15 protein-coding genes are annotated in these 13,130 nt (G+C 67.5%); 12 read left to right on the forward strand and 3 right to left on the reverse strand.

The genetic code is table 11. The features are described 5' to 3' along the window. Positions 1-135: 135 nt before the first annotated feature. The 4 genes from AC06FE_RS10445 to AC06FE_RS10460 are packed head-to-tail and all read left to right on the forward strand — an operon-like array spanning position 136 to position 3,884. On the forward strand, positions 136-867 hold the full coding sequence (locus AC06FE_RS10445; RefSeq protein WP_478072998.1) for a TetR/AcrR family transcriptional regulator: 732 nt from the start codon (positions 136-138) through the stop codon (positions 865-867). Continuing rightward, positions 864-1,826 carry an HlyD family secretion protein gene (locus AC06FE_RS10450; protein WP_478072999.1) on the forward strand — a complete coding sequence of 321 codons (963 nt, stop codon included), beginning with the start codon at positions 864-866 and terminating at the stop codon, positions 1,824-1,826. Before AC06FE_RS10445 ends, AC06FE_RS10450 begins: the two co-directional genes overlap by 4 nt. Further along, entirely contained in the window at positions 1,813-2,799 is a 987-nt protein-coding gene (locus AC06FE_RS10455) for an ABC transporter ATP-binding protein (RefSeq protein ID WP_225591577.1), read from the forward strand. Before AC06FE_RS10450 ends, AC06FE_RS10455 begins: the two co-directional genes overlap by 14 nt. After that, the gene (locus AC06FE_RS10460; protein WP_192286286.1) at positions 2,796-3,884 is read left to right on the forward strand and encodes an ABC transporter permease; all 1,089 of its coding nucleotides are present in this window, start codon (positions 2,796-2,798) and stop codon (positions 3,882-3,884) included. Before AC06FE_RS10455 ends, AC06FE_RS10460 begins: the two co-directional genes overlap by 4 nt. Positions 3,885-4,208: 324 nt before the next feature. On the opposite strand, the gene miaB is transcribed toward AC06FE_RS10460, so the two are convergent. Then, a complete protein-coding gene (gene miaB / locus AC06FE_RS10465) occupies positions 4,209-5,660 on the reverse strand; it encodes a tRNA (N6-isopentenyl adenosine(37)-C2)-methylthiotransferase MiaB (protein ID WP_313255594.1) in 1,452 nt (483 codons plus the stop codon). 145 nt (positions 5,661-5,805) lie between these two features. On the opposite strand from miaB, the gene AC06FE_RS10470 reads away from it, so the two are divergent. The 6 genes from AC06FE_RS10470 (at position 5,806) to AC06FE_RS10495 (ending at position 10,797) form a co-directional block, all read left to right on the forward strand. Further along, a complete protein-coding gene (locus AC06FE_RS10470; RefSeq protein ID WP_192286284.1) occupies positions 5,806-6,714 on the forward strand; it encodes a lytic transglycosylase domain-containing protein in 909 nt (302 codons plus the stop codon). A 174-nt stretch (positions 6,715-6,888) separates the two neighbouring features. After that, the gene (gene petA, locus AC06FE_RS10475; protein ID WP_132864473.1) at positions 6,889-7,509 is read left to right on the forward strand and encodes a ubiquinol-cytochrome c reductase iron-sulfur subunit; all 621 of its coding nucleotides are present in this window, start codon (positions 6,889-6,891) and stop codon (positions 7,507-7,509) included. A gap of 2 nt (positions 7,510-7,511) precedes the next feature. Further along, on the forward strand, positions 7,512-8,771 hold the full coding sequence (locus AC06FE_RS10480) for a cytochrome b (protein ID WP_478073000.1): 1,260 nt from the start codon (positions 7,512-7,514) through the stop codon (positions 8,769-8,771). Next, entirely contained in the window at positions 8,764-9,507 is a 744-nt protein-coding gene (locus AC06FE_RS10485) for a cytochrome c1 (RefSeq protein WP_478073001.1), read from the forward strand. The genes AC06FE_RS10480 and AC06FE_RS10485 overlap by 8 nt, the downstream gene beginning before the upstream one ends. Before the next feature lie 135 nt (positions 9,508-9,642). Next, a complete protein-coding gene (locus tag AC06FE_RS10490; RefSeq protein ID WP_132864470.1) occupies positions 9,643-10,278 on the forward strand; it encodes a glutathione S-transferase N-terminal domain-containing protein in 636 nt (211 codons plus the stop codon). Positions 10,279-10,359: 81 nt separating this feature from the next. Continuing rightward, the gene (locus tag AC06FE_RS10495; RefSeq protein ID WP_132864469.1) at positions 10,360-10,797 is read left to right on the forward strand and encodes a ClpXP protease specificity-enhancing factor; all 438 of its coding nucleotides are present in this window, start codon (positions 10,360-10,362) and stop codon (positions 10,795-10,797) included. 81 nt (positions 10,798-10,878) lie between these two features. On the opposite strand, the gene AC06FE_RS10500 is transcribed toward AC06FE_RS10495, so the two are convergent. Together AC06FE_RS10500 and AC06FE_RS10505 are read right to left on the reverse strand one after the other, a co-directional pair. Further along, the gene (locus tag AC06FE_RS10500; protein ID WP_313255599.1) at positions 10,879-11,589 is read right to left on the reverse strand and encodes an RNA pseudouridine synthase; all 711 of its coding nucleotides are present in this window, start codon (positions 11,587-11,589) and stop codon (positions 10,879-10,881) included. Positions 11,590-11,653: 64 nt separating this feature from the next. Continuing rightward, complete coding sequence (locus AC06FE_RS10505) at positions 11,654-12,151, reverse strand: M48 metallopeptidase family protein (RefSeq protein ID WP_313255601.1); 498 nt, start codon at positions 12,149-12,151, stop codon at positions 11,654-11,656. Between the two features lie 75 nt (positions 12,152-12,226). Here AC06FE_RS10505 and AC06FE_RS10510 point away from each other — a divergent pair, with 75 nt between their 5' ends. Further along, on the forward strand, positions 12,227-12,781 hold the full coding sequence (locus AC06FE_RS10510; RefSeq protein ID WP_132864466.1) for a DUF2058 domain-containing protein: 555 nt from the start codon (positions 12,227-12,229) through the stop codon (positions 12,779-12,781). Positions 12,782-12,856: 75 nt separating this feature from the next. Continuing rightward, positions 12,857-13,123, forward strand: coding sequence for a DksA/TraR family C4-type zinc finger protein (locus AC06FE_RS10515; protein ID WP_192286278.1), 267 nt, complete (start codon positions 12,857-12,859; stop codon positions 13,121-13,123). Positions 13,124-13,130 lie beyond the last annotated feature (7 nt).

Below are 13,130 nucleotides of genomic sequence, written 5' to 3' on the forward strand. Positions count from 1 at the left end.
GGCGGGGACATCAAGGCCGCCGCAGGGGACGCGGCGGGCGGTCCTGAGCCACGGTCCGGGTGTCCCGGCAATCGCCAGGGTGCCCGGGAGAGCGGGGGGCTTGAAATTTAATTAATCGTTGAATTAAATGAGCGGATGAATCGAAAGCCCGCCAAGCCCTCCGTGGATGCCCCCGCCGCGCAGGCCCCCGTGGTCGCGCCGGTTGTCCCGGCAGCGCCGTCCCGCAAGCCCCGCAAACGTACCCCCGGGCGTCGCCCCACGCAGGATGCGGCGGACCTGCGCGTCCAGTTGCTGGATGCCGCGCTGGCATGCTTCGTCGCCAGGGGCATCGCCGCGACATCACTGCGGGACATCGCGCAGCGTGCGGGCGTGACGCCGGCACTGGTCCACTACTACTTCGGTGACAAGCCGCGGCTGCAACAGGCCGTGGTGGAAGAACGGCTGTGGCCGGTGATGGCGCAGGTGCATGCCGGGGTGCAGGAGGCGGGCGAAGGCGTGGCGGGGTTGGTCGCGGCCTTCGTGGGGGGCGTGGTGCGGGCGGTGGCCGAGCACCCGTGGCTACCGACGCTGTGGGTGCGCGAGATCCTCTGTGAAGGGGGCGCGCTGCGCGAATTGATGATCGAACGCGTTGGCCCGGTGTTGCCGCGGATGCTGGTCGAGCGTTTCGCCGCGGCGCAACGCGATGGCCAGTTGAACCCGCAGCTGGATCCGCGTCTGATGGTGGTCTCGTTGATGGGGCTGACCATGTTCCCGCTGGCCAGTGCCCCCATCTGGCAGTCGCTGTCCGGCGCCCAGGACCTGGGCGCCGAAGAGGTGCAACGCCATGCATTGGCGCTGCTGACGCACGGACTGGAGCTGAAGGCATGAACAAGCGGCGTGGGTTCCTTGTCATCGGGATGCTGTTGTCGCTGGCGGCCTGTCGCGGGCAGGCGCCGCAGGCGCTGGGGACGCTGGAATGGGACCGGGTGACGCTGCCGGCACCGGCGTCGGAACGAATCGTGCGGATCGACGTGCGCGAGGGGCAGCAGGTGGCGGCGGGCGCGCCGCTGATGCAGTTGGAGCTGACCTACGCACAGTCGCAGCTGGCCGCCTTGCAGGGGCAGGTGGCACAGAGCACGGCGGCGTTGTCCGAACTGCACAACGGGCCCCGCAGCGAAGACATCGCGCAGGCGCGTGCCGCACGGGTGGCCGCACAGGCACAGGCACGCCAAGCGCAGGCCTACTACGCCCGGCTGCAGCCACTGGGGACGCGACAGCTGGTTGCCGCCTCCGAACTGGACCGCGCGCGGGCGGCGGCGCAGAGCGCGCAGGCCGACGCCGTCCGCGCTGACGCGGCGCTGGCCGAACTGCTGCATGGCAGCCGCATCGAACAGGTGGCGCAGGGCGAAGCGGCGCTGGCATCGGCGCAGGCCAACGTAAGCGCGCAGGCGGTGCTGCTCGGCAAGCTCGCGCTGGTCGCGCCACGCGCGGGGCGCGTGGACAGCCTCCCCTACAAGCTGGGCGACCAGCCCGCGCAGGGCGCGCCGCTGGCGGTACTGCTGGTGGGCGAGGCGCCGTATGCACGCGTCTACCTGCCGCAGGCGCTGCGCAACCGGCTCCAGGTCGGGGATGCCTTGCAGGTGCAATTGCAGGGCGATGCGGCCACGCAGGTCTACCCGGGCCGGATACGCATGATCCGCAGCGAACCGGTGTTCACGCCGTACTTTGCCTTGACCGGCCAGGACGCCGAGCGCCTGAGCTACCTCGCCGAGATCAGCCTGGGCAAGGAGGCCGCCACGCTCCCGGTCGGGGCGCCGCTGAAGGTGCTGGACGATGGCCGGCGTTGAACTGGCCGCGCCGGTGCGCGTCGTCGCTCCGTCGGATGACATCGCGATCCGCGCGCGCGGCGTGAGCCGGCTGTTCGGTGCGCTGAAGGCCGTGGATGACATTCACCTGGATGTGCCGCGCAGGCAGGTCTACGGTTTCCTGGGGCCCAATGGCTCGGGCAAGTCCACTACCATCCGCATGCTGTGCGGCTTGTTGACCCCCAGTGCCGGCCAGATCGAGGTGCTGGGGTTGCAGATCCCCGAGCAGGCCGAGGCATTGCGCAGCCGCATCGGCTACATGACCCAGAAGTTCTCGCTGTTCGAGGACCTGAGCGTGCGCGAGAACCTAGAGTTCCTGGCCGCCGTGTACGACCTGCCGCGCGCGCGGGCGCGCCAGCGTATCGAGGTGTTGCTCGAGCAGTACCGGTTCCAGGACCGCCAGAAGCAGTTGGCCGGCACCATGAGCGGCGGCCAGAAGCAGCGCCTGGCCTTGGCTGCCGCGGTGCTGCACGAGCCGGAGCTGCTGTTCCTGGACGAGCCGACCAGCGCGGTGGACCCGGAATCGCGCCGCGATTTCTGGGAGAAGCTGTTCGAACTGGCCGATGCAGGCACGACCTTGCTGGTGTCCACGCATTACATGGACGAGGCCGAGCGCTGTCATCGCATCGCCATCCTCGACCATGGCGCGCTGGTCGCCGACGGCACCCCGGCCGAACTCACCGCCCGCCTGGCCGGGCGCACGCTGGTGGTCGAGGCGGCACAGCCGCGGCAGGCCGCGCGCGTGCTGTCCGACTGCCCGGGCGTGATCAGCGTCGCGCAGATCGGCAACAGCCTGCGCGTGCTGCGGGCCGACGATGAGGGCGGCGAGGCATTGACCCGGGCACTCGAAGCGGCGGGCATCACCGCGCAGGTGCACCCGCAGGCGGCGAGCCTGGAGGATGTGTTCGTTGCCGCGACCCGGGGCAGGGCCGTGGATACGGCGGAGGACGCATGAAACTGCGACGACTGCTCGGCGTGATGGTCAAGGAGCTTCGGCAGATGCGCCGCGACCGCATCACCCTGGCCATGATCATCGGTATCCCGGTGATGCAGCTGCTGCTGTTCGGCTACGCGATCAACACCAACCTGCGCGACCTGTCGGCCGGTTTCGCCGACCAGGCGCGCACCTCTGCCTCGCGCATGCTGGCACGGGACATCGTCGCCACCGGCGTGGTCGCGCCGGTACTGGAGGCGGAAACCCCGCAGCAACTGGTGGAGGCGATGCGGCGTGGCCAGATCAGCATCGGCATCGTCATCCCCATGGATTACGAACGGCGCCGGGCCGAAGGCCGCGAGGCGTTGCAGATCCTGGTCGACGGCAGCGACAACGCGGTGCAGAGCGCGGCCGCGCAACTGGCACGGATGCCGTTCGATGGGGCCGGCTTCAAGCCGCTGGCGCCCACCGCGATCAGCGTGGTGGGCTTCTACAACCCGCAGCGCAGTTCGGCGGTCAACATCGTCCCCGGCCTGGTCGGGGTGATCCTGACCATGACCATGGTGCTGTTCACCGCGGTGGCCATCGTGCGCGAGCGCGAGCGCGGCAACATGGAGCTGCTGATCGCCACGCCGGTGACCAGCGCCGAGCTGATGATCGGCAAGGTCATCCCCTACGTGATCATCGGCCTGCTGCAGACCGGCATGGTGCTGGCGCTGGGCACCTGGTTGTTCCACGTGCCCATCGGCGGCAGCCTGCTCGACGTGTTCATCGCCGCCGGCCTGTTGATCGTGGCCAACCTGGCACTGGGGCTGCTGATCTCCACGCGTGCACAGTCGCAGTTCCAGGCGATGCAGATGACCTTCTTCATCTTCCTGCCGTCGATCCTGCTGTCCGGCTTCATGTTCCCGTTCGCCGGCATGCCGCGCTCGGTGCAGTGGCTGGCCGAAGTGCTGCCGCTGACCCACTTCCTGCGCCTGATCCGGGGCGTGATGCTGCGCGGGGCGAGCCTGTGGGAGCTGTGGCCCGGCGTGGTCGCGCTGCTGGCCTTTAGCACGGTGATGATGGCCGGGGCGATCCTGCGTTTCCGCAAGCGGCTGGACTGAGACCGGGTTCTCCACAGGCGGTGTGGATGCGGACGCGACGAAGCTGTGGATATCGTGCTGCAGCCCTTGTGCTGCAAGGCTTCAGGCACATCGGTCAAAAAAGTGCCACGGGCGGGCAGCTTGTCCACACTGGATGTGGATCGAATCTGCATGAAGGTGTGGATAACCGCCCGTAGCCCAGCAACGGCGGGCCTTTCAACGGCATGGCGAAAAAATGACCGTGCCCGGCCCGTAAGAGCGCCTGTGGGCGCTCCTGAGTGACGTCCGTCTGTCGGCTGGGATGCACTCCCGGGTGGGCGCCGCTCACCCGGGATCGGCAGGCCTTTACGTCGGGGTGACGACCCGGCCACGCAACGAGTTGCTCAAGGCCTCGGTGATCAGCACGTCGACGAACTGCCCGACCAGGCGGGCATGGCCGGCGAAGTTCACCGAACGCATGTTCTCGGTCTTGCCGGTCAGTTCGTTCGGGTCCTTGCGCGAAGGGCCGTCGACCAGCACCGACTGCACCGTCCCCACCATCGCATTGGAAATGGTGGCGGCATGCGCGTTGATGCGGGCCTGCAGGCGCGACAGGCGCGCATGCTTCTCGGCGTCGCTGATGGTGTCCTCCAGGTCGGCGGCCGGGGTGCCCGGGCGACGCGAGTAGATGAAGGAGAAGCTCTGGTCGAAGCCCACGTCCTCGATCAGTTTCATGGTCTTCTCGAAGTCGGCGTCGGTCTCGCCGGGGAAGCCGACGATGAAGTCCGAGCTGATCGAGATGTCCGGGCGCACCGCGCGCAGCTTGCGGATCTTGGCCTTGAACTCCAGCGCGGTGTAGCCACGCTTCATGGCGCTGAGGATGCGGTCGCTGCCGGCCTGCACCGGCAGGTGCAGGTAGTTGGCCAGCTTGGGCACGTCGCGGTAGGCGTCGACCAGCGAGTCGCTGAACTCCAGCGGGTGCGAGGTGGTGAAGCGGATGCGGCCGATGCCGTCAATCTCGGCCAGGGTGCGGATCAGCAGGCCCAGGTCGGCGATCTCGCCGTCGCCGTAGGGGCCGCGGTAGGCATTGACGTTCTGGCCGAGCAGGTTGATCTCGCGCACGCCCTGCGCGGCGAGCTGCGCGCATTCGACCACCACGTCCTCGAACGGGCGGCTGACCTCGGTGCCGCGGGTGTACGGCACCACGCAGAACGAGCAGTACTTGGAGCAGCCTTCCATGATCGAGACGAAGGCCGAGGCACCTTCGGCGCGCGGCTCGGGCATGCGGTCGAACTTCTCGATCTCCGGGAAGCTGATGTCCACCTGCGGCTTGTTCTGCTCGCGGCGGGCACGGATCAGCTCCGGCAGGCGGTGCAGGGTCTGCGGGCCGAACACCAGGTCCACATAGGGCGCGCGCTTGACGATGGCTTCGCCTTCCTGTGAGGCCACGCAGCCGCCCACGCCGATGATGACGTCGCGGCCGCCGGCCTTGAGCGCCTTCCAGCGGCCGAGCTGGCTGAACACCTTCTCCTGTGCCTTCTCGCGGATGGAGCAGGTGTTGACCAGCACCACGTCGGCCTCTTCGGGGTTGTCGGTCAGCTCCAGGCCTTCGGACTCGGCCAGCACGTCGGCCATCTTGGCTGAGTCGTACTCGTTCATCTGGCAACCGTGGGTCTTGATGTAGAGCTTGCCGCGCGCACCGCCGGCAACCTTCGGCTTGGCGCCGGGCAGGGGAATCAATTCAGGAGTGGTCATTTCAGCAGGCGGCACGGCAGGGCCGGCCGTGATCGGCGAGGGAGTGGCTGGCGTCCCGGGCATGGTGCTTATTCCAGACGGGTGGGCGGGCAGGCGGCCCGGGGGCCGCATTCGAAGCGGGCTATTGTATCGGCCCCGGCCGGCTGGGTGAGAACACGCCGCGTCAAATACTTGGCAAGCCTCGCCGAAGCTGGGAGACTCCCCCGCCATGAAGGGGATTTTGGGGATCACCGGCATTCTGCTCGCCGCACTGGCCGCCTTGCCGGCCAGTGCCGGCACGCTGTACAAGTGCGTCGGCAACGACGGCATCCCGAACTACGTGAACCGCCGCATCAGCGGGGCCAGCTGCAGCGTGGTGAGCAGTTACCGCCCTGCGCGTGAGCCCGCGCGCGCACCTGCGCCAGCCATCGCGCCGTCGGTCCCGACCATCACCGGCGAAGGCCGGGGCAACGCGGTCGCCGCCCAACCGGCGCCGGTCGCGGCCAGCAATCCCGCCCCGGCGACGGCACCGGCCACGGTTGGTCGTGCCCAGCGCGTGGTCAGCGGGCAGGTCTACTCCTATATGAAGGACGGCGTGCGGCATTACTCCAGCACCCGGCCGAGCCAGGTCGCCAGCATCGGCCCGGTCCGCACCATCCAGTACAGCTACATCGAACGCTGCTATGCCTGCGGGGTGACCTCCCGGGTCAACTTCGGCACGGTACGCCTGAATACGCAGGCTTACAGCGCCGAGATCGCCGCCGCCGCGCGCGAGTTCGGGGTCGAAGAGGCGGTGGTGCGGGCGGTGATCCATGCCGAGTCGGCGTTCAATCCCACCGCGCTCAGCCGCGCCGGCGCGCAGGGGCTGATGCAGCTGATGCCGGCCACCGCGCGTCGCTTCGGCGTGACCGATTCGTACGACGCCAACCAGAACATCCGTGGCGGGGTGCAGTACCTGTCCTGGCTGCTGCGTCGCTTCAACGGCAACCTGACCCTGGCTGCGGCGGGGTACAACGCCGGCGAAGGTGCGGTGGACCGTCATGGTGGCGTGCCGCCCTACAGCGAGACCCAGTACTACGTCCAGCGCGTGGCCCAGTTGGCCGAGCGCTATCGGGGCGAACGTACCTCCAGCCTGTAAGCTTCGGCCACGTGTTGCGGCGGGTCGTGACAAATCCCGCGGACTGGTGTTTGATCGCGTTGTGCGGGCGTTAAGCGTTCCGTTACACTCGCGTGCGATTCGTTTCAGAGCAGGCTGGTCCCCACCCAGACTGCTGGCAGCCTCAAGCTACCTAATCAATAGTCGGAGAGCCGGATGGCCAACGATGGGGTAAACGATCCAGTCAATACCGGGCGTCGCCGGTTCTTGACAACGACCACCGCGGTGGTCGGAGCAGTTGGCGTAGGTTTCGCAGCTGTACCTTTCATCAAATCGTGGAATCCCAGTGCGCGGGCCAAGTTGGCCGGTGCCCCGGTGACCGCCGACATCAGCGCCCTGCAGGAAGGCCAACGGCTGATCCTGGAATGGCGCGGCCAGCCGATCTGGATCGTCAAGCGGTCCAAGGCCATCCTCGAGGCACTGCCCAGCCTTGATGGCCGGTTGAAGGACCCCGAGTCCGGCAACAAGGACCAGCAGCCGGACTACGTGCTCAAGGGCAATGCCGAATTCCGCTCGATCAAGCCGGAGATCTCCGTGCTGGTCGGCCTGTGCACGCACCTGGGCTGCTCGCCGGAGATGGTCGCCGAGATCCGCCCCGAGCCGTATGACGCGCAGTGGAAGGGGGGCTACTTCTGCCCCTGCCACAAGTCGCGCTTCGACATGTCCGGGCGCGTGTTCCAGGACGTGCCGGCACCGATCAACCTGCTGGTGCCGCCGCATCACTACACCGATGACAACACCATCGTCATCGGTGTCGATCCGCAGGGGGCAGCCTGACCATGGCCAACATCCTCGTCCGTACCGCCACCGGCGTGGCCAACTGGGTCAACGAGCGTGCCCCGGGCCTGATGCCGGTGTACCGCAAGCACGTCAGCGAGTACTACGCGCCGAAGAACTTCAACTTCTGGTACTACTTCGGCTCGCTGGCGCTGGTGATCCTGGTCAACCAGATCCTCACCGGCATCTTCCTCACCATGCACTACAAGACCAGTGCAGCCGAGGCGTTCGCATCGATCGAATACATCATGCGCGACGTGGAGTGGGGCTGGCTGATCCGCTACATGCACTCCACCGGTGCCTCGCTGTTCTTCATCGTGGTCTACCTGCACATGTTCCGCGGCCTGATGTACGGCAGTTACAAGAAGCCGCGCGAGCTGGTGTGGATCCTGGGCATGCTGATCTACCTGGTGCTGATGGCCGAAGCCTTCATGGGCTACGTGCTGCCCTGGGGCCAGATGTCGTTCTGGGGCGCGAAGGTCATCATCTCGCTGTTCGGTGCCATCCCGGTGATCGGCAACGGCTTGACCGAGTGGATCATGGGCGACTACCTGCCCGGCGATGCCACCCTCAACCGCTTCTTCGCCCTGCACGTGATCGCGCTGCCGCTGGTGCTGCTGCTGCTGGTGGTGCTGCACCTGGGGGCGTTGCACGAGGTGGGCTCGAACAACCCCGACGGCGTGGAGATCAAGAAGGGGCCCAAGGGCAACCGCTGGTCGTCGACCGCGCCGACGGACGGCATCCCGTTCCACCCGTACTACACTGTCAAGGACATGGTGGGCGTCGGCTTCCTGCTGGTGCTGGCGGCGTTCATCATCTTCTTCGCGCCAGGCTTCGGCGGGCTGTTCCTGGAACACGACAACTTCACCGAGGCCAACCGCTTGGTGACGCCGGAGCACATCAAGCCGGTGTGGTACTACACCCCGTACTACGCGATGTTGCGCGTGGTGCCGAACAAGCTCGGCGGCGTGATCGTGATGTTCTCGGCCATCGCCATCCTGTTCCTGGTGCCGTGGCTGGACAAGGCCAAGGTCAAGTCGATCCGCTACCGCGGCCCGATTTCCAAGGTGATGCTGGGTATCCTGGTGGTGTGCTTCGTGTGGCTGGGCGTGATCGGTTCCGGTCCGGGCACTGCGATCTGGGAGACCTGGGTGGGGCGCGTGCTGACCTTCCTGTACTTCGCCTTCTTCATCACCATGCCGGTTTGGACCAAGCTCGACAGCACCAAGCCGGTACCGGAACGGGTGACGACGCATGACTGACAAATGGATGGTGCGGCTGGCCATGGCCGCCGCGATGGTGTTCTGCGTGTCGGCCAATGCCGCCGAGGGGGGCAAGCTGCAGCAGGCCGGCAATGACCTGGGCGACAAGGCCTCGCTGCAACGCGGTGCCCAGGCCTACATGAGCTACTGCTCCGGCTGTCATTCGCTCAAGTACCTGCGTTATTCGCGCATGGCCGAGGACCTGGGCCTGACCGAGGCGCAGGTGATGGACAACCTCAACTTCACCGGGGCCGCGTTCGGCGAGCAGATCCAGGTCGCCATGCCGCACGATGAGGCCACCAAGTGGTTCGGCAAGATGCCGCCGGACCTGAGCCTGATCGCCCGCGTGCGCGGCACCGACTGGATCTACAGCTACCTCAAGTCGTTCTACGTGGATCCGTCGCGGCCGCTGGGCTGGAACAACACCGTGTTCCCGAACGCCTCCATGCCCAACCCGCTGTGGGAGCTGCAGGGCATCCAGCACGCCGAGCACGGCAAGCCCGAGCAGCCGGGGCTGGACCCGCCGGTGGTCGGGCTGAAGATCGCGCAGCCGGGCAAGGTGGACGCCCGCGAGTACGACCAGACCGTGCGTGACATCACCAATTTCCTGGAGTACGCCGGCGAGCCGGCCGCCCTGAAGCGGCAGAGCCTGGGTGTCTGGGTGGTCCTGTTCCTTGCGCTGTTGACGTTCCTGGCTTATCTGGTGAAGACCGAGTACTGGAAAGACGTGCACTGACCCGGCGGCCGCCCCACTGGAGGGCCTTGGCAATCGAGCAGGTGCGTTGGCACACTCGGGTAACCGTGGCGACCGCTGGCACTGGGCCAGCGGGGCCGTAAGGTCGGCGGATTCCGGCCGTTGGAGAGCCTTTTGATGGCGGCGAGTGTGCGTATGCGAAATACCTTGACCCTGTTTTCGGCGACCGATGACGTGCTTTGCCACCGGGTGCGGCTGGTGCTTGCAGCCAAGGGTGTCACCTACGATCTGGTGCCGGTGGATCCGCAGAACCCGCCGGAGGACCTGATCGACCTGAACCCCTATCACTCGGTGCCGACCCTGGTCGAGCGCGAGCTGGTGCTGTACGCCGCTTCGGTGGTCAGCGAGTACCTGGACGAGCGCTACCCGCATCCGCCGTTGATGCCGGTGGACCCGCTGTCGCGCGCGCGACTGCGCCTGGCGATGCTGCGCATCGAGCATGACTGGGTGCCGCAGGTGCAGGCCATCCAGCTGGGCAACAAGACCCAGGCCGAGGCCGGCCGCAAGCGCCTGAAGGAACTGGTGGCGCAGTCGGTGCCGCTGTTCAAGGCCAGCAAGTTCTTCCTCAACCCGGAAATGAGCCTGGCCGACTGCGCCATGGCGCCGATCATCTGGCGGCTGGAATCGCTGGGCGTGGCGTTGCCCAAGGATGGCAAGGCGATCGAGGACTACGGCAACCGGATCTTCCGCAACCCGGGTTTCATCCGCAGCCTGACCGACCAGGAAAAGAAGCTACGCGAACTGCCGGTCTGAGGCCTGCCGCGGCTGTATGCCGACTTATCGATCACCGCCTGCGGGCGGTGATCGTGCATCAATGCCGCGTACACTTGTCCGATGACTGAAGAAACTTTCCGCATGAGCAGCCACCGTCCGTACCTGTTGCGGGCGCTGGTGGAATGGATCAACGACAACGGCATGACCCCGCACGTGATGGTCGATGCCGGCGTGCCGGGCGTGCAGGTGCCGTCCAGTGCGATCAAGGAAGAGCGCGTGGTGCTCAACATCGCCGAGCGCGCGGTGATGGGCCTGCACATCGACAATGATGCGGTCAGTTTCACCGCGCGTTTTTCCGGCGTGAGCTTCCCGGTGTACGTGCCGATCCCGGCGATCCTGGCCGTCTATGCCCGCGAGACCGGGCAGGGCATGGCGCTGCCGGATGACATTCCCGGCACCGAGCCGGCCGCGGACGAGGACCTGCCCCCGACCACGCCGCCGGACGCGCCATCGCCACCGCCGGCGGGCAAGCGCCCGCACCTGCGCGTGGTCAAGTAATCCTCCCCGCCGCCGCAAGGCGGCGGTTTTCGTCGGGCCCACCGGTGACTTGCATTGCCGCGCGGCCCGGCAGCAGTGGGGTCAGAACCGCTGGCCCGCGCCCAGGTAGCGCCATTGTCCCTCGGGCATCCTGCTCAGGCCGATGCGGCCGATGCGCAGCCGGCGGACCTGGGTGGCCTGCAGGCCGACTTCCGCGCACATGTGCTGCAACTGGCCCGGGCGCACGTCCTTGATCGCAAAGCGCAGGCGTTGCTCGCTCTGCCAGCTGACCTTGCAGCTGGGCAGGGCACGGCCCTCGTAGCGCAGGCCGTGGGTCAAGCGGGACAGCGTCCACGGGCTGGCGCTGCCTTCCACATCGACCATGAACTCCTGCTCCAGCGACGGGCCGGCTTCAAGCAGGTGCCGGCGTACGCGCCAATCCTGGGTCAGTACCAGCAGGCCATTGTCGGCATCGCCCAGTGGCATCGGGGCTTCCAGCCGCAGGAAATGGCGGCGCAGCAGGCGGATGCCGCTTGCGTCGTCGGCGCTGCGGTTGGCTTCCTGCAGCAGGGCGAACACCTGCGCGGCGTCGGTGCCGGCCGGCTTGTTGAACAGCAGGGTGGCCGGCTCGGCGGCCCCGGTGCTGGCATCGGCGGCTAGGCTGACCTGCTCATCGGCAACCAGGGTCTGCGGGGTTTCCACCACCACGCCGTCCACGCTGACCCAGCCGCCCTCGATGTACTGCTGGGCCTGGGCGCGTGAGCACTGCAGCTGCGCGGCGAGGCGTTTGTCGAGGCGGATGGGCGTGGTCATGGGCGGAAGGCTCTACGGCGGGCGGGGAGTGTAGCGCCCGCGGCGGCAGGCGGCGATGCCGGGTTCAGCCGCCTTCATGCTCCAGCGCGGTCAGGTACAGGCGCAGGTCGAACTCCAGCTGGTGGTAGTCCGGTTCCATGTGCAGGCACAGCTGATAGAAGGCCTTGTTGTGCTCGGCCTCCTTCAGGTGGGCCAGTTCGTGCACCACGATCATCCGCAGGAACGGCGCCGGCGCCTCGCGGAACACGCTGGCGATGCGGATTTCGCGGCTGGCCTTGAGCTTGCCGCCATGGTTGCGCGAGATGGCGGTATGCAGGCCCAGCGCGTGCTTGATCACCTGCAGCTTGCCGTCGTACAGCACCTTGCCCAGCGGCACCGACTGGCGCAGGTGGCGTTCCTTCAGGGCCTGCACGTAGTCGTAGAGCTGGCGGTCGCTGCGCACGTCATGCGGCTGGTCGTGGCGACGCCGGATGACTTCGCCCAAGCGGCCCTGCGCGAGCAGGTCGCGGGCGCCCTGCTGGAGGTGTTCGGGGTAGCCGTTCAGGTACTTCAGCGGTTGCATCGACGGTGGTGCGGGCTTGCGGGCGGGAGGCCCGCTATCATGGCAGGCATTGGCAACAGAACACCGAACACGACGATGGCAAAGGCAAATCCGCTGCAGGAACAGCTGCTCAAGGCAGGGCTGGTCAAGAAATCCCAGGTGTCCCAGGTGGCGCGCGAGCAGGTCAAGGCTCGCCATGGCAAGGGCCCGGCGGCACCGACCGAGAGCCAGCGCGAGGCCGACCGCGCCCGCGCCGAGAAGGCCGAGAAGGACCGCCAGCTGGCCGCCGAGCGCAACGCGCAGCGCCGCGCCGACGAACTGCGTGCCCAGGCCCGGCAGATCATCGGTGACCGCAAGGTGGCGCGCGGCGGTGAGCTGGAATACCGCTTCAGCGATGGCGAGGTGATCCGCACCCTGCTGGTCAGCGAGGCGCTGCGCAAGCAGCTGGCGTCCGGCGCGCTGGTGATCGTGCGCCATGGCGAGGGCTTCGAGCTGCTGCCGCGCGTGGCCGCCGAACAGGTGCGCCTGCGCGCCGCCGAGCTGATCGTGCTCGACCACGGGCAGAGCGCCGATACCCCGATCTCCACCGGCAATGCCGAGGACGACGCGTACTACGCCCAGTTCCAGGTGCCCGACGACCTGATGTGGTGAGCTGAACCGGCGCGGTTGTGCTGGCATTTGGCCAGCCGCGCTACGCTAGGGGTTGGCGAACGAGGAGCAACAGCCATGGCGACCGGTTGGGCGGGCGATACCGCCGTTCAGGACCAGATCGATGCCACCGTCGATGACGCGATCAAGCGTGCGCGCAGCCGCCTGCCCAGCGGCCCGGGGCTGACCCATTGCGAGGAATGCGAGGCGCCGATTCCCGAGGCGCGGCGCAAGGCCGTGCCCGGCGTGCGGTTGTGCGTCAACTGCCAGCAGGCGCTGGATGCCGAGGAGGCCGCGCACAGCGGTTACAACCGGCGCGGCAGCAAGGACAGCCAGCTGCGTTGAAGCCACC

The organism is Stenotrophomonas sp. Steno-C18 (genome assembly GCF_056393195.1).